The sequence below is a fragment of the Streptomyces sp. NPDC058685 genome (assembly GCF_042714725.1).
Taxonomy (GTDB): domain Bacteria; phylum Actinomycetota; class Actinomycetes; order Streptomycetales; family Streptomycetaceae; genus Streptomyces.
On record NZ_JBHXSL010000055.1, the window covers coordinates 1 to 20,461 of the forward strand.

9 protein-coding genes are annotated in these 20,461 nt (G+C 72.0%); 1 reads left to right on the plus strand and 8 read right to left on the minus strand.

Translation table 11 applies throughout. From position 1 onward, the window contains the following. Positions 1 to 132: 132 nt before the first annotated feature. The 4 genes from ACFWU3_RS30600 to ACFWU3_RS30615 form a co-directional block, all read right to left on the minus strand. Positions 133 to 2,895 (minus strand): LuxR C-terminal-related transcriptional regulator, encoded by a 2,763-nt coding sequence (locus ACFWU3_RS30600; protein ID WP_384444195.1) that lies wholly within the window; start codon positions 2,893 to 2,895, stop codon positions 133 to 135. Positions 2,896 to 3,524: 629 nt separating this feature from the next. After that, positions 3,525 to 5,264, minus strand: a complete 1,740-nt coding sequence (locus ACFWU3_RS30605; protein ID WP_384444197.1) for an ABC transporter ATP-binding protein — start codon at positions 5,262 to 5,264, stop codon at positions 3,525 to 3,527. Beyond that, positions 5,261 to 7,057 carry an ABC transporter ATP-binding protein gene (locus ACFWU3_RS30610; RefSeq protein ID WP_384444199.1) on the minus strand — a complete coding sequence of 599 codons (1,797 nt, stop codon included), beginning with the start codon at positions 7,055 to 7,057 and terminating at the stop codon, positions 5,261 to 5,263. Before ACFWU3_RS30610 ends, ACFWU3_RS30605 begins: the two co-directional genes overlap by 4 nt. Before the next feature lie 155 nt (positions 7,058 to 7,212). Then, positions 7,213 to 9,396 carry an MMPL family transporter gene (locus tag ACFWU3_RS30615; RefSeq protein ID WP_384444201.1) on the minus strand — a complete coding sequence of 728 codons (2,184 nt, stop codon included), beginning with the start codon at positions 9,394 to 9,396 and terminating at the stop codon, positions 7,213 to 7,215. Positions 9,397 to 9,658: 262 nt separating this feature from the next. Here ACFWU3_RS30615 and ACFWU3_RS30620 point away from each other — a divergent pair, with 262 nt between their 5' ends. Then, on the plus strand, positions 9,659 to 10,252 hold the full coding sequence (locus ACFWU3_RS30620) for a TetR/AcrR family transcriptional regulator (RefSeq protein WP_384444203.1): 594 nt from the start codon (positions 9,659 to 9,661) through the stop codon (positions 10,250 to 10,252). Positions 10,253 to 10,328: 76 nt separating this feature from the next. On the opposite strand, the gene ACFWU3_RS30625 is transcribed toward ACFWU3_RS30620, so the two are convergent. Genes ACFWU3_RS30625 through ACFWU3_RS30640 form a run of 4 tightly spaced genes read right to left on the minus strand, consistent with a single transcriptional unit; the run spans position 10,329 to position 20,450 of the window. Continuing rightward, positions 10,329 to 12,791, minus strand: a complete 2,463-nt coding sequence (locus ACFWU3_RS30625) for an SDR family NAD(P)-dependent oxidoreductase (RefSeq protein WP_384444205.1) — start codon at positions 12,789 to 12,791, stop codon at positions 10,329 to 10,331. After that, a complete protein-coding gene (locus ACFWU3_RS30630) occupies positions 12,788 to 14,194 on the minus strand; it encodes a cytochrome P450 (RefSeq protein WP_384444207.1) in 1,407 nt (468 codons plus the stop codon). Before ACFWU3_RS30630 ends, ACFWU3_RS30625 begins: the two co-directional genes overlap by 4 nt. Continuing rightward, positions 14,191 to 17,142 (minus strand): KR domain-containing protein, encoded by a 2,952-nt coding sequence (locus tag ACFWU3_RS30635; RefSeq protein ID WP_384444209.1) that lies wholly within the window; start codon positions 17,140 to 17,142, stop codon positions 14,191 to 14,193. Before ACFWU3_RS30635 ends, ACFWU3_RS30630 begins: the two co-directional genes overlap by 4 nt. Further along, positions 17,139 to 20,450, minus strand: a complete 3,312-nt coding sequence (locus ACFWU3_RS30640) for an SDR family oxidoreductase (protein ID WP_384444211.1) — start codon at positions 20,448 to 20,450, stop codon at positions 17,139 to 17,141. Before ACFWU3_RS30640 ends, ACFWU3_RS30635 begins: the two co-directional genes overlap by 4 nt. Positions 20,451 to 20,461: the final 11 nt, after the last annotated feature.

Consider the following 20,461-nt stretch of genomic DNA (forward strand, 5'->3'; position numbering starts at 1 on the left):
TCGTTTTTGTTTATACTCGAGGGGGGTGGCGGGGCTCACCGCCCGCAAAAAGGGGGGGGCCCCGGGTGGTTTCCCGCGGGGCCCACCGCCTTTTCGCCCTGTTCGCCGCGGACACGACCCGAGGGCTGTCCCTCAGGACGCCGTGCGGTCGGCGAGCCGGAGCTTGCCGGGCTTGCGGGTGCGCCGGCCCCCGTGGTCCCCGTCGGACGCCGCCGTACGCTCCGGCTCGTGCGCCCGGATCAGTTGCATCGGCGACATGCGAACACCGTCGGACTGCGCGGCGGCCTGCTCCAGACCCCGGCGCAGCGCGTTGCGGGCCGTGATCCCCAGCTTGTGGTAGATCCGGTGCAGGTGGTTCTCGACCGTGCGCACCGACACCACCAGGCGGTGGGCGATGTCGCGGTTGGACATTCCCGTCGCGGCCAGCGCGGCCACCTCCCGCTCGCGAGGGGTGAGCGGGGCGATGTCGCTGTCCCTGCGGGTCTCGGTCACCATCCACGGCGGCAGGGTCCCGGCGCAGGCGCGGAGCAGGTCCTGGCTGGCCGCCGACGCCTCCCGGCCCTTGCGGCGCTGGCCCGCGGCCCGGTGCGCACGGGCGGCCTGGGCCGCCGCCTCCGCGGCGAGCGGCAGCGCGTCCATCTCCCGGAACTGCCGGGACACCTTGGTGAGCGCGTTGCCGTCGGCCTCGGCGAGGGCCTGGATGTGCTCGGCCATCACCCGCACGACGCCACCGGTGCACTGCGCCGCGAGCTGCTGGGCACGGGCCCGGAAGCGGTAGGAGGCGTTCTCCTTGACCCGGGCGGCCAGGTGCAGCGCCATGATCGCGGTGACGGCCCGTCCGCCGGCCGCGGCGCGTTCGGCCAGTTCGAGAGCGCAGGAGGCCGCACCCGACCGGTCCCCGGTGTGTGCGAGCACCAGCGCCCGGTCGTAGGCGATCTCGTCGTCGGCGATCGGGTGCGAGACCGCCTCGCCCTGCATCGACCGCGCCTCGACGAGCGTGCGCAGCGCCTCGGCGTGCTGCCCGGACTCGGCGAGCGCACCCGCCAGTTGGGCCAGCGGCCAGGCCCGGGTGGCCGGCCACTCGTGGCCGGTCTCGACGGCGATGGCCTGCCGCAGCAGGGCCACCGCCCGCTCCGGTTCGCCGAGCAGCCGCAGCAGCCGGGACCGGGCGACGACGGTCTGCAGCAGGACGGGCCAGCGGTCCGCGGAGTCGTACCGGCGCGGGGCGTCCAGCGTGTCGGCAGCGTCCTTGAGGTTGCCGGCGAGCCACGAGCAGCGGGCCGCGAGGGCGTCCAGCAGGACCACGGCGTCGGTGTCCCAGTCGAAGGAGACGTCCCGGTACCGGTTCAGCATCTCCAGCGCGCCCGCCGGGTCGCCCAGTTCGGTCCGCGCGAAGGCCACCACCGGCACCAGCGTCTGGGTGACCGCGATGCCCGCGTCACCGGCGCGCAGCACCGTTTCTCCGATGTCGACGGCGTCCTGGAGCTGGTCGGACATGACGGCGATCATGGCGCGGCTGCCGTGCAGTATCCCGGCGTGCTGGGTGCCGACCGTCGCGACGGCGCCGTCGAGCACCGCGCCGGCGGCCTGGACGCGCTGTAAACGCCAGGCCAGATTGATGACCCGGGTGTGCACGGCGGTGATGAACTCGTCCCGGGGGACCTCCACTCCGGCCCCGAGGGCCGTGCGCAGCACCGCCTCGGCCTCCTGGTGGCAGCCCTTGCCGATGAGGACCCTGCCGAGCAGCAGGGCGGCCCGGACGCAGTCCGTGGGGCTGTCCGAGCGCTGTGCCGCGTACGACACCACCCGGCACAGCACCGCTCCGTACTCCGCGGAGTCCGGGACCGGGCCGTAGGGCGCCGAGTCCTCGGTCGGGGTGTCGCGCAGGGCGAGCAGGCACAGCCGTTCCGCGAGGGCGAAGTTCCGCCGGCGGATCGCGGTGCGCGCGGCGGTCAGCAACTGCTCGCGCTCCGGGACGAGTCCGGCCTCGATCCTCAGCGAGACGATGCGCAGGACGTCCTCGGGCCGGCGTGCGCCCGTGCGTTCCACGGCGTCGGCGACCTGCCGGCGCAGTCGCTGCGCGGTGAGGCCGGACATCCGGGAGGCGACGACGACCCGGCTGAGCGGCACCGACAACCGCAGGTCTACGCGCGTACCGTTGCGTTCGACGGTCACGATGCCGCGCAGGTCCAGCGACTCGGCGGCGTGCGCGAGCCCCGATGCCGCGGCGATGTCGATCTCCAGCGGCTCGGCGACGGCGAGCATGTTGACCAGTTCGAGCTCGTCGTGGCTGAGGTCGCGCAGCCCGAGTCGTATCACCTCGGACAGCCGGCGGCCGGGGCGTTCGGTCAGGCCCTCCCAGACCCAGGTGCCGTTGACGCAGCGCAGGGATTCGTCCTCCACCGCGTGGTCGATGAGTTCGCGCAGCATCAGCGCGTTGCCGTGGGTGGCGGCCCACAGCCGCTCCAGCGTGGTGGCGTCGGTGTGGCCGCCGAGGCGGGCCCGCAGGACGTCACCGAGCGCCGCGCTGTCGAACGGCGCCACCTCGACATGGTCGATCAGCCGGTCGACCCAGAGCTTGTCGATACCGGCCGGCGCCGGTGCGTCCTTGCGGCTGGTGGCGAGCACGCTGAGCCGCCCCGCGGCGACCAGGCGGTGCAGCCGGTGGCCCGATGCGGCGTCGACCAGATGGGCGTCGTCGATGCCGACGACCGGGCGGTCGGCCGCGGTGCCGTCCAGAGTCGACGGCTCCACCGACTCCAGACATTCGCCGAGCGAGGCGTAACCCTTTGCGCGTGCACCGCTGTTCCAGCTGGCCCCGCCCACCGAGAGGACGGTGCGGCCCTCGTCGGAAGCGCGCTCGAGCGCGGTGGCGAGCAGTAGACTCTTGCCCACCCCGGGGCCGCCGACGAGAATCGCGCCGCTGCCGCGCGCAAGGGAGTTTCCGACAGCGTGCAGCTCGGTTTCTCTTGCAGTTATCGGCCAGTGGAATACAACATCTGTTGACATCTGTTCTCAAGCCCCCGCAGGAAGAATGTCAGCACCCTTCGATGAATGTCCCGCGGCCCTCAGGTGTCCTGATGTGACAACTGATTGAACAACCTGTAACCGGAAGGAAACGCGTCTGGCGGAAACGCGTGCACGACCGGTCCGGCTTGAATTCGACGCTGTTTTCGCGCCGTTCGAACCTGATGGGCCAACAGGACGGTTGTAAGTATAGACCGGCACGTCGGAAGCCGGGCTGGAATGAATCTGACGGAGCCGGAAACGTTCAAATTGCCTGATGGCCCTGGTATTCGGCTTCCGTTGGGGAGGCCGAGCGGCAACATGAACCGGCAATTCTGACTTCCGCCGGCGGGCACTGCCGGTCCGTTCCTGGAATGCCTTCCCTTCACTTATGTCGGATCTGCTTCGGATATTGCCGCCGGATGCGCTCCACGAGCCGTGTCCGGACAGCACTCGTCCCCGGTGCGGGGGCATCCGGGGACGAGTGGTTCGGGGAGGCGTGGCCGAAAAGCTCGTCGTCAGGACGGCTGTCGGGCCACCCGCCAGTGCTGGGCCCGGCTGCGCTGCGCCCAGAAGTCCGCGTACCGGCCGTCCGCCGCCACGAGTTCGGCGTGGGTGCCGCGCTCCACGATCCGGCCCTCGTCCAGCAGCAGGATCTGGCCGGCGGCGGCCACGGTCTGCAAACGGTGCGCGATGACCAGGAGGGTCCGGCCGACGGTGAGGTGGCTCAACGCCTCCTGCACCGCCTGCTCGTTCTCCGGGTCGAGCGACGCGGTCGCCTCGTCCAGCAGCACGATCGGCGCGTCCTTCAGGATCGCGCGGGCGATGGAGACCCGCTGGCGCTCACCACCGGAGAGCAGTGCGCCGCCCTCGCCGACCTTGGTGTCCCAGCCGTCGGGGAGCCGCTGCACGATCTCCTCCACCCGGGCCTGCCGGGCGACTTCACGCACCTCCGCGTCCGTCGCGTCGGGCCGGCCCACCCGGATGTTCTCCATGATCGTGCCCTCGAAGAGGTACACGTCCTGGAACACCACGGAGATCTTCGACATCAGGACCTCGGGCTCGATGTCCCGGACGTCCACGCCGCCCACCCGCACCACGCCGGAGTCCACGTCCCAGAACCGGGGGATCAGCTTGCTGACGGTCGTCTTGCCGGATCCGGAGGGGCCGACCAGCGCTGTCATCGTGCCTTCCGGCAGCGTCAGCGAGACCCCGGACAGCACGCGGGCGCCGTCGTAGCTGAAGTCGACGTTCTCGAACTCGACCTCGTTGCCCGCCGGCAGCCGCGCGTCGTCCGGCTGCGGAAGGCAGGGCTCCGCGAGCAGGTCGGCGACGCGGTCCAGGGCGGACCGGGCGGTGCGCAGGGTGGAGCCGAGGACCGCCGTCTCCGCGATGGGCTCGGTGAACCGGGCCGCGAGGACGAGGATCGCCAGCAGCTTGGCCACCTCCAGCCCGCCGTCGAGCACCAGATAGGTGCCGGTCACCAGGATGACGGTGAACGCGGCCTGGATCACCAGGGCGAAGCTGATCAGACCGGGGACGCCGGTGACGAGCACCCGGCGGGACGCCTCGTACTGCGTGTGCAGCGCGGCGTCCAGCCCGCGGGTGCCGGAGCTCGCGCCGTCCCGGCCGAACACCCGCAGCACGGGCTGGAGCTGGGCGAACTCGACGACCCGGCCGCCGGTCACCGCGTGCGCCGCGGTGCGGGCCTCGTCCGCCTTGCGGTTCAGCCCGGCGCTCCACCGGTAGACACCGACGATCAGGGGGACCGTGAGGGTCGCCGCGAGGGCGAGCCGCCAGTCGAAGACGTACATGACGAGGACGACGGTCGCCGGGGTGACGAAGCTCGTCACCAGCGGCCGCAGCAGGTGCGCCGGTACGCCCATGACGTCCATGACGCTCTTGGTGGCGAGCTGGCCCAGCTGGCCGACCCGCTCGGGCGCGAACCAGCCCAGCGGCAGCGAGGCCACCTGGTCACCGATCCGGTTGTGCAGCGTCCGCGAGAGCGTGGCGCCGGCCTGGAAGCCGGTGCGCAGCGAGTCGTAGTACGCGACGCAGTAGAGGAGGCAGACCCCGAGCAGGGTCCACAGCCACGGCCAGACGGAGTCGGGGTCGGAGCCGAGGAGCGCTTCGAGGACGGGCACGAGCAGGGCGAAGGCGATGCCCTGGAGGACCGCGCAGACCACCAGGGCGGTGATCATTCTGCGTACGGGACGGTTGTGCTCGGGTCCCACGACGTCGAGCAGTTGGCGGATCATCGGCTGGTACCTCCCGCCGGGACGGCGCTGACAGTGGTGGCCGGGGCCGGCCGGTGCGGCTGCCAGGCGGAGTTGCGTTCATGTGCGTGCCACATACGGGCGTACCGGCCCTCGCGGGCGACGAGTTCGGTGTGCGTGCCCCGTTCGACGATCCTTCCGTCCTCGAGCACGGCGATCTGGTCCGCGTCGACCACGGTGGAGAGCCGGTGGGCGATCAGCAGCACGATCTTGCCCCGCGTCAGCTCGGACAACGCTTCCTGGACGGTGGCCTCGGACTGCGGGTCGGCGTACGCCGCCGCCTCGTCGAGGACGATGACGGGGGTGTCGGCCAGCAGTGCGCGGGCGATCGAGACGCGTTGCGCCTGTCCGCCGGAGAAGCGGGCGTCCTCACCGACCACCGAGTCGTAGCCGCGGGGCAGCGCCTCGATCACGTCGTGGACGCAGGCGGCACGGGCCGCGTCCGCCACCTCGGCGGCTATGGCATCGGGCCTGGCCATACGGATGTTGTCGGCGACGGTGCCCTGGGTGAGCCGGACGTCCTGGAAGACGAACGCCACCCGGCGGTACAGGTCGTCCGGCGACATCTCCCGGATGTCGACCCCGCCGATGCTCAGGGAGCCGCCGGTCACGTCGCCGAACCGGGGGAGCAGGGTGGCCAGGGTGCTCTTGCCGGACCCGGAGGGGCCGACGAGCGCGGTGACCGTGCCCGGAGCCAGCTCCAGATCGACGCCGGCCACGGCTTCCTTCTTGCCGTCGTAGCTGAACCGCACGCCCTGGTAGCTGACGTGGTTGCCGGAGGGGGTGCGCGGGCTCTCGGCCACCGGCAGCTCCTCGGCGTTCATCACCTCGCTGACGCGCTCGGCCGCGGCCTTGGCGAAGCGCAGTTCGTAGCTCGCGTAGAACAGGGCGAGCACGGGCGCGGTGAGGCCGATGCCGAGCAGTGCGAACGGCAGCAGGTCGACGCCGGCGAGCCGGCCGTCGGTCACGAAGATCGCGCCGCCGGTGATGACCGCCACCAGTACGGCGATGGGGGACAGCACGATCTCGGCGGCTGCCTTGGAGTTGAGCGTGGAGCGGACCCAGGAGAGGAAGAACGCGGCGAAGTCGTCGGCCGCGTCACGGAACTTCTGGTGCGCCCGGCGGCTCTGGCCGAAGGTCTTGACGACGGAGATGCCCTGGACGAACTCGACGGCGCTGCCGTTGATCGCACCCATCGCCCGGTCGTAGTCGGGCAGATGCTTGGCCATCCCGGCCATCGTGACGCTGTAGAGGCCGAGACCGATGACGAGCGGCGCGATCGTCACGAGGGTCATCTGCCAGTCGACCCAGAAGAGATACGCCAGCGACGCGGCCGGGACGACGGTCGCCGAGGTCATCTCCAGCATGGAGTGGGCGATCATGTGGTGCATCGCGTCCACGTCGTCCTGCACGGCCTTCTTCACCGTGCCGGAGTTGCGCTCGGAGAACCAGCCCAGCGGGACCCGGGCGAGCCGGGCCACCAGGCCGCGGCGGATGTGCAACTGGAGCTCGTTGTCCGCGAAGTGGGTGAGCGCGCCCGCCGCCAGCATGAAGATCAGCCGGACCAGCAGGGCGCCGGCGCCGATGGCGGTGATGGTCCACGCCTGGTCGGAGCGGTCGGGTTCGTTGTCCAACAGCACCCGTCCGAGTTCGGCGATGGCGATGAAGGGGACGACGCCGGCGATCGCCGAGACGGCCTGGGCGGCCACTGCCAGCCGCAGCCTTCCCCTGATCGGGCGCAGGATCTCGCCGAGTGCGGCCTTTTCCGCGGCCATCCGGTCCTCCGTGACCTCAGTTAGACGGTGTCTAATAGATGGATCGACTGTACCCGACGCCCGAGTCGGTGCGTCAAGTGCAGAGGTTGGTGGTGGTGCCGGGTGAAGTGCCGCCGCCGACTGCGGCACTTCACCCGGTCGAGGGGGTGAACGTGTCAGCCCGCTACGGGGACACGCTCCTTGGAGGCGTCGTCGAGGGCCGCGTCGCCCTCCTTGATGCCGTAGCGCGCGTACAGCTTCTGGAGCGGGCCGGGAGCCCACCAACTGGCGCGGCCCATCAGCTTCATGACGGCCGGCACCAGCAGGATCCGGACCACGGCCACGTCGAGCAGGATGGCGATCACCATGCCCACACCGAACAGGGTCATGGTCAGCACACCACTGGTCGCCATCGCCGCGAGCGGGACGCACATCAGCAGCGCGGCGCTGGCGATCAGCTTGCCGATGCTCTGCAGGCCCGTCGCCACCGCGGCGGTCGGGTCGCCGAGTGTGTCGTACTGCTCCCGGATCCGGGACACGAGGAACACCTCGTAGTCCATGGACAGTCCGAAGATCAGTGCGAACAGCATGATCGGCATGTTGGGTTCGATGTTGCCCGTGGGGTCGAAGCCGATCAGATCGGCCAGGTGCCCGTCCTGGAAGATCCAGACGAGGATGCCGAACGTGGCCGACAGGGACAGCAGGTTCATCGCGATCGCCTTCAGCGGCAGCAGCACCGAACCGAAGGCCAGGAACAGCAGGATGTAGGTCGCGACCGCGATGTAGAGGAGCATCCACGGCAGCGTGTCCGCGAGTGCGTCCAGCGTGTCGTCGAACACCGCGGTCTCACCGCCGAAGTACGCGGTCGCGCCGTCCGGCACCGGGACCTCGCGCAGGTCGTTCACCAGGTCGCGGGCCTCGGGCGAGACGGCCACCCCGTCGAAGGTGACGGAGACGCGGGCCGAGGTGCCCTCGGCGCCGCTGATCTGGGCGCCCTTGGCGCCGGGCACCTTGGCGAGCTTGTCGGCGTACGCCTGGAGGGCCGCGCCCTGCTCCGGCGACTGTGCGGGGCCGGAGAGCTTCAGCAGCGAGTCGATGGACTTGATGCCGTCGCCCTCGAAGTCCTTCTCCATGATGTTGTGGACCTGTCGGCCCTCGGCCGTGTTCGGCAGCTGGCGGGCGTCGTTGGCGCCGAACTCGATCCGCAGGAACGGAATCGCCAGGGCGAGCAGGACGCCCAGCGTGACGACCGCGACGGCGACCGGGCGGCGCATCAGGCCGTGGGCCAGCCGGAACCAGGCGCCCTCGTCCGAGGCCTTGGGGGCCGCGGCCCGCTTCTTGCGCCGCAGGGAGAGGGAGTTGACCTTCGGACCCATGACGGCCAGTGCGGCGGGCAGGGCGATGATCGAGAAGAAGACGGACAGGACGACCGCGGCCACACCGCCGTACGCCATGGACTTGAGGAAGGCGAACGGGAAGAAGGTCATGCCGAACAGGGCGACCGCGACCGTGATGCCGGAGACCACGACGGTCCGTCCGGCGGTGGCGACCGTACGCGCGAGGGCGTCGGCGCCGGTGCGGCCGGCCTGCAGCTCCTCGCGGTAGCGGCTCACGATCAGCAGGCCGTAGTCGATGGCGACCGCCAGGCCCAGGATCGTCACGAGGCTCATCGCGAACACCGAGACGTCGGTGAACTGGGCGATGACCCTCAGGACCGCCATGGAGCCGATGATGGAGAGTCCGCCGACGAGCAGTGGCAGGCTCGCCGCGGCCAGTCCGCCGAAGACGACCACCAGCAGCAGGAAGAGGATGGGGAACGAGAAGCCCTCGGCGGCGCCGAGATCCTTCCCGATCTCCTCGCCGGCCTGGTGGCCGGTGGGGACGGGGCCGCCGCGCAGGGTCTCGAACCCGGCGACGTCCAGCTTGTCCTTGATCTTCTTGTAGGACTCTTCCTTGGTGTTGTCATCGCTGCCGTGCAGGTTCATCGCGACGTACGTCGCGTGCCGGTCCCGGCTCACCTGCGAGGGCATCTTGGTCATCCAGAAGTGCGCCGACCCGGTGACCACCGACTTCGGCAGCGACGAGATCTTGCCGACGACGGCCTTCTGGAACGCCGGGTCGTCGACCGTCCTGTCATCACTGCGGTAGACGACGACCGCGTCCGGTGCGCGCTGCGGGAACGCCTTCTCGGCCAGGAGGGCCGCCTTGCGGCTCTCCGACTTCGGGTCCTCGAATCCGCCGGGTTTCATGTCGCCGAAGACGCCGACGCCGTACACCCCGGAGAGCACGGCGAACACCAGTGTGAGGATCAGCAGGGGCTTGCGCCCCCGGTGGATGAACCGCCCCAACCCCTCGAACATCCCAACTCCCTAGATCGTTCCGCACGTTCCGCTTGCCATGCCTCGAAGCTACGGCAACAGTAACAGCGTTATCAATGGCCGTCCTGGCGAAGCGGGGTGCATCGGGGTGGGAGTGAACCAGTGCTCACATGGTCTGACCTGCAATGATAAGCGTCTTAGACAGTGTGCAAGATTTTTGGGCGATGTCAGCGCCGTGTCAGTGAGCGAGCTCTTGGGCTGCTGTGCACCGGCTCGTATAACGGTGTTGCGATACATTTGACGCATGGCCCGGCTCAAGACTCATGACGAAGCACTCCGTCTCAAGCTCATCAACCGCGCTGCCGCCACGGTCTTCGACCGGGGCACCGCGGCCCTGAGCCTGCGGCGGCTCGCCGCCGATGTGAAGACGTCGACCACAGCGGTGTATTCGCTGTTCGGAAACAAGGCCGGGCTGCTCGACAGCCTGTACCGGGAGGCGGCCAGGCTGTTCGTCGCGCGTCTGGCCACGGTCGACTCGTCCGACGACCCCGCGGCCGATGTCATCAGGCTCGGCAAGGCCTATCGCGAGTACGCACTCGCGAACCCTCACCTGTACGCGATCATGTTCGCCGACCGCACGGTCGACTACGAACCCACGCCGGAGCGCAGGAACGAGGTCGGCGAGACCATCCAGCCGCTCGTCGACGCGGTGCTGAGAGGACAGGCGGCCGGCCAGTTCAAGGACGGCTCGCCCGATGTGATCGCCCTGTCCTGCTGGGGCGCGGCCCATGGCCTGGTGTCCCTGGAGCTGTCCGGGAACGAGCCCCCGGGGCTCGACATCGGCGACGCCTACGAGGCCACCCTGCGCGCCGTCGTCAGCGGCTGGCGCCGCGGCTGAGACGGCACGGGCCGTCCCGCCGCGGCGCCGACGGCGCGCTGCCCGCCCGGCGTCACCCACCCGCCGGGCCGGCGCATCAGTCCGTGAGCCCGACGCCCTCCGCCAGGAGCACACCGACCCCGGCGCGCAGCCCCGTCCACCGCCCCGGCACGGCACCGGCCCGCAGCTCGTCGACCCGCTGGGCCCCCGGACTCAGCACCAGCCGTCCGATCGTCAGGACGCCCGCCGACGTACGGACCGAACGGCGGTCCGTCTCGCGCACGATCGTCTCGATCGCCGCCGGGGCGAGCGTGGGCTCCGGCGGGAAGGGCACGGTCCACAGATCGGCGGGCAGGACCGGGTCGAGCGTCAGCGTCCCCCCGTCGCCGGGCTCCGGCCGGGCTTCGCGGAACACCACATCGGCCCAGCCCAGCCGGCCCGCCCCCGCCGCAGGCCCGAGCGACGACCGCTCGGTGCGCACCGACGGATGCCCGGCCGGCTCGGGGCCGTAGACGAGGGTGACGCTCGCGATGCCGGCACCGGCGGGGTCGCGGACGGTGACGTCCACGCACCACTCGCCGTCCCGGTGACCGCCGCGGGCCTCGCGGTGCAGGGTCAGGGACCCGCCGGTGAACCGCAGCCCCTCCAGCCGTACGCGCAGCCCGCGCAACTCCCGCAGATGCAGCAGCGGCCAGCCCTCCGGGACCACCCAGTCGCCGGCCGCGACCGCGTGCTCCACGACCACGCCGACCGGGACCGCCGGGGCGCCGTCGACCCGTACCTCTGCCAGGCACGGATGCCGATCGGCGTCCCAGGTCCGGGTGGTGCGCAGCGACCGGAAGATCTCGTACTCCTCCACCTCGCCGAGGTGATGGTCCAGCGCGTGCAGCCGCGGCAGATCCGGGTGGCCGGTCAGCATGCCGAAGCCGCGCAGCTGACCCGGCGCCAGGACGGCACCGATCCGGCCCAGGAACACGGCCTCGTCGGTGTGGCCGGAGGCGAGTTCCGCCACCCAGCGGCGGGCGCCCTCGCCGGGGTCGAGCGTGGAGACGTAGCGGACGGCGGCGGAGTAGTTCGCGATGACACCGAGCCGCTCCCAGGTCGGCCAGCACAGCGTCTGCACCGGCAGTCCGAGATTGTCGCGCGCCCAGAAACCGAGCCGGGCGAGCGCCTCGTTTCCCGCGGCGTAGTCGATCTGGCCGACCATGCCGCCCATCCGGCCCGCGAGCGATCCGACATTGCTCAACAGACGCAGCCGGGCGCGCCGTTCGGGTCGCGCGAGGATCGCCGCCACCAGGTTCGCGAAGCCGGTGACCTTCACGTCGACCGTACGCACCACGGATTCGGCCGACTTGCGGTCGAAGCGGGCGGGGTCGTCGATCCCGGCGTTGTGGACCACGAACTGCGGACCGTCGCCGAGTGCGGCGAACGCCTGCTCGACCTGCTCCGCGTCCGTGCAGTCGCAGCGCAGATAGTCGATGCGCAGCCCGTCGGCCGCCGCCTGCGCGAGATTGCGGTGCACCGTACGGTTCTCGTCCGCGCGGCGGATGTCGCTCCGGGCCGCGGCGAGGTCCTGCGGGGTGCGCGCGCCGGACATCCGGCGGCGGCGCCAGACGGTGAACTCCTCGTCGTCGAGGGCGTTCACCTCGCTCGCCGCCGGGCGCTCTCCGCGGCCCGTGACGACGACACGGCAGCCGAAGGACTCGGCGAACGCGCGGGCCGCCGCGAACCCGACACCGCGCGCACCACCGGTGATCAGCACGGTGTCACCGGGGCCCGGCGGAGTCCCGCCGGGCGGGCACGCGGGGGCGGGGCGGCCCGCGAGCACATGACGCACACCGTCGCGGTACCCGACCTCGAACTGATCGGGCCGTACGTACTCCCGCTCGACCGCGTCCGCGATCGCGCCGGCGTCCGCGCGGTCCAGATCGACCACGACGATGCCGGCGGCGGGCAGTTCACGCGGCAGGCACTTCGCGAGACCGGCCCAGATGCCGCCCAGCGGCTGCGGCACCTCGCCGTCGCCGTGTCCCGAGAGCCCGCCGAGCCGGGTCAGGGCGAGATAGACATGGCACCCGAAGCGCGGCTCGTCGGCCCAGCGCCGATAGGCGGCGCGGATCGCCTCGGTGGTGCGGGTGAGCGCCGACTGCCAGCCGGTGTCGCCCAGTTCGTACGTCTCGCCCATCACATTGAGATCGACGATGCCGTCCCAGCCGTCCGCGCGCAGCGGCGTACCGGGATCGGACCGCACGACCAGCGCGCCGCGCCCGCCGAGTTCGGCGGCCACGGCGGCCACCAGTGCGGCCGACTCGCCGACGAGCAGCAGCCGGCGGCCGGCCAGCGGACGGTCCGGCGCGGGGCCGGTGTGCGGCACGGGGACCGGCTCCCAGACGAACCGGTCGACCGGACGCACGAAGGCGTCCGGGTCGAACGAGGAGAGGTGCGGCCGGACCGCCGGCCACTGATCCGTGGCGGGGGCGGCGGTGGTCGTCGGGGCCGGGCCGGGCGGGGGTCCGGTGGTCGTCCGGGCCGTGGCCGGCCCGGCGCTCGTGGTCGTCATCGGTGGCGCTCCTCGGCCTTCACCTGGATGCCGCCCTTGGGGAACAGCGTGATGAAGGCGCCCTCGCGGGCCGCGTCACGGGCGAGCGAGAGCCGGAACCTGCCGGAGACCGCCGCCACCGTCTGCTGGAGCAGCGCAAGACCCATCCGCTTGCCGATGCACTGACGCCGTCCGCCGCCGAAGGGCAGATACGCCGAACGGTCCTGGGTCGGAGACGCGCCGGGCCGGAACCGCTCCGGGTCGAAGCGCTCCGGGTCCTCCCACTGCTCGGGGTTGTAGTGCGCCCCGTACACGGAGACGAGCAGGGGCGTACCCGCGGGGATGTGATGGCCGGCGAGGACGTCGTCCCCGATCGCCTCACGGGTGAACTGCCAGACCGGCGGATGCATCCGCAGTCCCTCGTCGACGACCATGCCCGCGTAGGTGAGCTCGGAAAGGTCCCGCGCGGTGGGCATACGGCCGCGCAGCAGCCGGTCCGTCTCCTCCTCCAGCCGCTCCCGTACACCCGCGTCCCGCGCGACCTCGTAGAGCGTCCAGGACAGCGAGAGAGCCGTCGTCTCGACGCCCGCCAGGAACAGCGTGACGAGGTCGGCCCAGAGCGCGTCCTCGGGAAGGTCCGACTCCCGGATGAGCGTGGCGACTTCGCCGCCGACGCCGAGATCGACGTTCTGCGCGGCCTCGGCGACGACCCTCTCCAGGGTGCGCCGGGCGCGTGCCACACGGCGGCGGTAGGGGGTCGGGACGAACGACGGGATCGCCTTGTCCAGCGAGCCGACGTTCTTGAAGATCGCCTCCAGCGCGACCGAGACGGCCTGCGCGAACTCCCCGCCGTCCTGGGACAGGTCCTTGCCCACCAGCGCCAGCCCCATCACCCGGCAGGTCAGCTTCATGGACTCGGTGAAGAGGTCGAACGGCCGTCCCTCACGGGCGTGTTCGGCCCAGCGGTCGAGCAGGTCCGCGACGGCCTCGTCGCTCTGCGCCCCGCGGGCGGCGATCGCGTTCGGGGTGAAGGCGGGGTTGACGACCTTGCGGTGGCCGCGCCAGTCGCCGTCGTCGAGGGTGAGCAGCCCCTGGCCCATGAACAGCTCGAACGCCTCGTAGTACGCGCCGCGCGCATAGTTGTCGGCGTTGCCCTGGAGCACCCGCCGGATGGCGTCCGGCGCGGAGAGCTGCACGGTCGGGTTGTGCGGCAGGATCGGCAGCTTCACCACGGTGCCGTGCTTCTGCTGGGCGCGCAGCGAGTACCCCGGAGGGTCGGACGCGTACGCCACGGTGGAGATGACGGGCGAGGACAGCGGGAAGCCCGTCGGTCCCTCGACCTGCTTCGCGCGGGCGCCGGTCACGGGGCAGACGCCCTCGGGTGCCGGCGGTGCGGCGGTCGTCCGCTCGTGTGCCTCGGTCACGATGTTGCCTCCTCGGCAGGGCGCCGGCGTTCGCGGTACTCGCCGGTCGACTGGTTCACATGGCCGAGTACGACACCGGTCATGTCCTTGATCTGCAGGACGACGTCTCCGGCCGCGGTGACCGCCACGGCCCGGTTGTCCTCCTCGCTCTCCAGGTCGAGACGCGAGGGCAGTGAGTACAGCTCGACCCGGGTGCCCGCCGCGGCGAGCGTGGCATCGGTGTGGCCGCCGTAGAGATCGATGCGGCGGATGGTGCGGGGGACGGCCAACGGGGTCCAGTCGCCGTCGCTGCGATCGAGCACGGACACCCGCGCCAGGCCGTCCAGCAGCACGGAGGGCACGACGAGTCCGGAGAACCAGCGCTCGATGCCGGGCCGGTCGGGGGTGTAGCGGGCGCGCCTGCCGTGCGGATGGGTGCGGGTGTCGCCGGTGGAGACGAACACACCGCTCAGCAGGACGGCCGGGTTGGGCAGGTGGTACGGGTCGGCCATGGGCTCGGCGCCCTGGTCGTCCCAGTGGTCCCAGCGCGGCGCCGCGACCGGTTCGTCCCGCAGCCGTACGCGCGCCGAGAAGTGACGGCGGTCCTTGACCAGCAGCCGCCCGTTCGGGGCCAGGACGTCGCCCGTCACCTCGATGTCGACGACGGTCTCGGTGGGGCCGTGAGTGACGAGGCGTGCGGTGATGCGCTTGGTCTCGTCGCGGCCCGGCCGGTAGACGCGCAGGAACGAGTCGAGCCGGATGTCCTCCAGGACGGCCGGGACGCGGCCGGGCACCAGGTGCATCGCGGCCTGCGCGGCGAGTTCGGGGACGAAGGTGCCGGGCAGGGTGGGATAGCCGTTGACCACGTGGTCGTGGAGGTAGGCGTCCCGCTCCTGGTTGAAGGTGCGGACCACGGTGAGCCGGTCGGGACCGCGGTCGACGATGTCGTCGACGAAGAAGTCCGGCAGGGCGGGAGCCGTGGCGGCCGCGGGCACGGCGGGTGCCGGCCCGGTCCGGCAGAACTCCAGATAGCCGGGCACGGCCGCCTCGATGGCGGCCCGCTCGGGTTCGCCGAACAGCACGGTGACCGGGCTCTGTTCCGCCTGGTCGAGCTCGTGCAGGAAGTGGTCGATCCCCTCCGGCGTGGGCATGGCGGTGAACTGCGCGCTCTTCGCGAGGAAGGTGCGCATGATCGGGGTCGACCCGAGGCCCACGTCCCGCCACAGCGTCCAGCCGATGGTGAACTCGCGCAGCCCGCGGGAGGCGCTGTGCAGGGCGGCGGTGTTGAAGTAGTCGTTCGCCGCGCCGTAGTCGGTCTCCCCGGTCTGGCCGGTGAAGCCGACGAAGGAGCCGAAGTTGCACCAGCGGCGCGGCTGCCGGTCGCCGAACGCGGCCTTGAGGTTGGCGTGGCTGCGGACCTTCAGATCGCGGACGGTACGGAAGTCGTCCAGGCTCTTCTGGTCCACCGACGCGGCGCGGTTCGTGCCGGCGATGTCGAGCAGCAGATCGACACCGTCCGCCTCGGCCGCCGTGATCCGCCCGACGACCGTGTCCACGGCGTCGGGGTCACGGAGATCGCAGACGTGGTACGTGACCCTGTCCGGGCCGCAGATGTCCTCCAGGGTGCGCAGATTGGCCTGCACCTCGACGGCGGCGGACAGCCGGTCGAAGGCGGCGTTCGCCTCCTTCACGGTGAGCCGGTCCTGCCCGGTGCTGCGCGCGCGGATGAAGTCCTTGCGGGTCAGCCGGGCGTCCTTCGCCGTCACCCCGTCGAGCCGGGTGGAACCGATGACATGGAGACGGGGCCGGTCGCGGCGCGCCAGCGCGGTGAGCAGCTCGGCGCCGATACCGCGCCCGCCGCCGGCCGCGACGACGGTGTACCCGGTCGGCGCCGCGGAAGCCCGGACGGCTCCCGGCTCGGGCACGGCCTGCCACAGGAGCCGGGTGCCGCCCGCGAACGAGACGACGGGCAGCATCTGTTCGGCCAGGGTCTCGGCCGCGGCGTCCGTCTCGGCCGCCGCCAGCTCGGTGGCGTCGTGGACCACGGCCACCACCGAGGACGCGGGCCATTCGAGCGCCAGGCTCTTGACGAATCCGGTGAACAGGCCGGTGCAGGGATGCGGCACCCGGGACGCGTCGATGCCGCCGAGGACGACGACGGCGAACGACTCGGGTCGCTCGGGCAGTTCGGCGCACGACTTGGCCGTACGGAAGACCGCGTCGTGCAGCCGGAGCAGCCGCTCGGAGGGCCCGGCGAGCGGATCCTCCTGCGACAGGTCGACCAGGACGCGCACATGGCGGGGCCGCGCGCCCAGGACGGCGGCCTCGATGTTCTCGTCCTGGAGTGGTGTCAGCACGGTGCCGCCGGGGCCCGGTCGGCGTGAGCCCAGGGTGGTATGACGGTCCGTCAGCACGATGGTGCCGGGCGGGAAGAGCGGTGGGACGGGCCCGCCGACGGGTGCGGGACGGGCCGCGGGGGCGAGCCGCAGGACATGCCGGTCGAGAAGGTGCGGCGCACCCGGGGCCTCCTGCTCAGCGGATGCCGGTGCGGCCGGTGCGGTCGCTGTGGCCGGCTCGGATCCGGTGGTCGGGCGCGGTGCCCGGTCGGTGGTCGGGCGCGGGGCCGGTTCGGTGGTCTCGCGGGACGCGGGCTCGGCGGTCGTAGGAGGTGTCTGCGCGGTGGTCGGGCGCGGGGCCGGTTCGGTGGTCTCGCGGGACGCGGGCTCGGCGGCCGTACGAGGTGTCTGCGCGGTGGTCGGGCGCGGGGCCGGTTCGACCGTCGTGCGCGGCGCGTCCGGGTGGCGCAGGCGCAGCCGGTGGACCGGGCCGCCCTCCTGGACGGCGCGTTCGATCACCGCGGTCCCGCCCGACGGCGTCGGGACGGGCCCGGACGCCGTGAGGAACGCGATCAGTTCACGGGCGCCCTCGGCGCCCAGCAGGGTCGTTACACCCTGGCGCGGGGCGGTCACGCTGCCACGCTCCTTTCCATGACGGCCAGCACGGGCAGGCCGGCTTCCTCGGCGAGGGACCTGCGGGTCACGACGAAGAGGAAGGCGCCCTCGGCGGCCCGGCGGCCCGCGGTGTCGTTCCACCCGGGCAGCGCCGTTCCGTTGACGCCCGCCACGAGCGCGACGTCGATCTCCTGGAAGTCCAGGTACGAGCCGGCCACGTCGAACGCCTCCAGGAGCGATGCCTCGCCCGCGTCGACCGTGATGTTGAGTCCCCGCAGGTCGAAGTAGTTGGACAGCCGGGCCGCGATGACATTGGGCATCTCGCCGGGGAACGAGTCCTCGGTCGGTGCGGCGATCAGACCGGTCGCCCGTTCCTCCAGGCGCTGGAGGAACTTGGCCGTGGTGGCCGGCTCGCCCGCCCCGGCCACCGCATGGCCGATCTCGTCGAGGTAGGCACGGGTCTTGTAGAGCAGGGCGTTGCGGGTGGCGCCGGTGTGGCCGACCACCACCCCGGTGGTCCGGTGGTGGCCGAGGCACAGCTCGCGCACCCGCTCGTCGAGCCGCTGCATGCAGCGGACCATCATCAGCTGGGTGCGGTCGGTGGTCCGCGCGGTGGGCGGCGGCATCCGCAGTTCCTGGAACGGCGGTACGGGGTACGCCGGTCCGAACGACGGCTCGAAGTCCTCGCCGGACCCGCCGTTCGCCGCCCAGGCCGCGACCTCGTCGGCCTTGGGGCTGCCCGGCATCTGGGACGACCAGCCGACCACGACCAGGTCCTCGCCGAGCGGCGCGGGAAGTGCCGCCGGGTGCCCGGAGCGGGTGCTCCGGTGGTCCTCGGAGATGATCATGTGGGCGTTGGTGCCGCCGAAGCCGAAGCCCGACACCGCGGCACGGCGGGGGCGGCGGGCGTCGGCGGGCCAGGGCACCGGCCGCTCCGGCACCGTGAGGCCGTCCCCCTGCCCGGCGAGCGCGTCCGGCAGCCGCTCGAAGCGGTACTGCGCGGGGATCGTGTCGTGGCGCAGCGCCAGCAGGGTGTGGATCACCGACACGACGCCGGCGGCCCAACCGCAGTGGCCGACCAGGGACTTGTTGGAGGTCACCAGGGTGGTGCGGCTGCCCGAGTAGCGCTGGGCGAGGCTGGTGAACTCGGCCTCGTCGCCCGCCGGGGTGCCGGTGGCGTGGGCGACGATCCAGTCAACGTCGTCCGGGCCGAGGCCGCTGCGGCCGAACGCCCGCTCCACGGCGAGCTCCTGGCCCGCGGGAGCCGGTGCGTAGATGGCCTTCCCGCGGCCGTCCGCCGACAGACCGATCGCCGAGACGATGCCGAGGACCCGGTCGCCGTCGGCGCGGGCGCGCGAGAGCCGCTTGAGGACGACGAGCCCCGCGCCGTCCGAGAACAGCGCGCCGTCCGCGCCGGCGTCCAGCGCGCGTACGGCACCGCCCGCGGAGAGCCCGTTGAGCTTGGCGAACAGGATCGAGCCGCTCGGCGCCAGCGCGAAGGAACCGCCGCACACGGCGATGTCGCTCTGCCCGGAGAGCAGATCGCGCACGCCGAGGTCCATCGCGTAGAGCGAGGACGAGCAGGCGGTGTCCACCATGTGCAGCCGGGTGCCGGACGGGAGGATGCCGTCCATGGCGTCCTGGCCGACGCGGTGGGGGAGATACGCGGCGGAGGGGTCGTCGCCGCGGCTGAACCGCCGCCGCAGGGCGTCCCCGACGGGCCCGTCGAGGGCGTCGTCGCCGTCCTCGGCCAGCGTGTCCAGTGCGGAACGGAGAACGAAGGCCTCTTCGAGGTGCTGGCTGCCGTCGGGGGTGTAGCCGACGCAGAAGGAGAAGCGGTCCGCCGGAGTCCGGGATACGCCGTCGAGGGCCTGGTGGAGGCTGTGCCGCAGCCAGAGCGCGGTGTGGTCGAGCCCGGCGTCGGCGAGGCCCTCCGCCCGCAGCTTCTCGTGCGGCTGGAAGCCGGTGATGAAGCCGGAGCGCCGCTGGTAGGTCTTGTCGGGCGCGCGGCGGTCGTCGTGGTGGAACCGTGCGATGTCCCAGCGGTCGGCGGGGGCGTCGACGAAGAGTTCCGCGCCGTCGATCAGGAGCCGCCAGAACTCCTCCGGGGAGGACGCCCCGGGGACGGCCATGCCCATGCCGACGATTGCGATGGGGTCGTCGGTGGGGTCGGTGGGGCGGGCGAGGTCGGCGGCGTCGGGTACGTCGGCTGTGTCGGACGGTCCGGCGGACTCGGCCGGTGCGGCCGCGTCCGGGAGGAGCACATCACCGCAGACCGCGGTCTCCCCGGCGGGCAGGAACTCCTCGTCGTCGAGTTCCGGCACGGTGGTGGGGCGGGTGGTGGCCGTGCGGCGGGCAGGAGTGGTGTCGGCCGCCGTGCGGCTCGGGCCCCGACCGGCGGGAGCCTCCGCCGTGGACAGCGATGCTTCGCCACTCGTCCCCGCGTCCGAACTTCCCCGCACCGCCGGCAGTTTCGCGCTGTCCGCAGGCGGCGACACCGTCTCCGTCTCCGACGTGGAAGCCTCCTCCGCCGGCTCCCGCGTCGGGGACATCGCGGAACGCAGCAGCGTCAGCCCGCCGTCCGCCAGGACCGTCTGGCCGGTCACCCAGCCCGAGCGTTCCGAGCTGAGGAACAGCACGACCTCCGCGAGATCCTCCGGGCGGCCGAGGCGCGCCAGGGGCGTCGCCGCGACCGTGTTCGCCCGGACGTCCGCGAAGGCCGGGAACATCTGGCCCACCGGGTTGTCGATGAGGCCGCACGAGGCGGCGTTCACCCGGATCCGGTCCTCGGCGAGCTCCGCGGCGAGGTAGCGGGTCAGGGCCTCCAGCGCGGCCTTCGAGACGCCGACCGGAAGGTAGTTGGCGGGTGTGGTCGTCGCCCCCAGCGAGGAGACGTTGACGATCGCACCGCCCCGCCCGCCGGACGCGGCGAGCAGCGGGCGCGCGTAACGGGCACACCACAACGGGCCCTTGACGTTGGTGGTGTAGGTGCGGTCGAGCAGCTCCTCGGTGATCTCGTCGAAGGGGACGAAGGAGCCCGCGGCCGCGTTGTTGACCAGGATGTCGAGCCGGCCGTGTTCGTCGCCGATCTCCGCGAACATCCGCTCGACCTGCGCGGGACGGGCGACGGAGGCCCGCACCACGCGTACGTCGAGACCGCGTCCGACGAGGGCACGGGCCTGTTCCTTGGCGGAGTCGTACGAGTGGAAGCAGTTCAGCAGGACGGTCGCGCCGCGCTCGGCGAGCCGTTCCACGACGACCCGGCCGACGCTTCCCGCGCCGCCGGTGACCAGGGCTATCCGTCCGGCGAACTCGCCGTCGGTCACGGGGTGCCGGT

Coding starts and splice junctions, on each gene's coding strand:
- ACFWU3_RS30625 (WP_384444205.1), bottom strand. CDS start 12,791: ATGACGACCACGAGCGCCGGGCCGGCCACGGCCCGGACGACCACCGGA.
- ACFWU3_RS30605 (WP_384444197.1), bottom strand. CDS start 5,264: ATGATCCGCCAACTGCTCGACGTCGTGGGACCCGAGCACAACCGTCCC.
- ACFWU3_RS30610 (WP_384444199.1), bottom strand. CDS start 7,057: ATGGCCGCGGAAAAGGCCGCACTCGGCGAGATCCTGCGCCCGATCAGG.
- ACFWU3_RS30615 (WP_384444201.1), bottom strand. CDS start 9,396: ATGTTCGAGGGGTTGGGGCGGTTCATCCACCGGGGGCGCAAGCCCCTG.
- ACFWU3_RS30620 (WP_384444203.1), top strand. CDS start 9,659: ATGGCCCGGCTCAAGACTCATGACGAAGCACTCCGTCTCAAGCTCATC.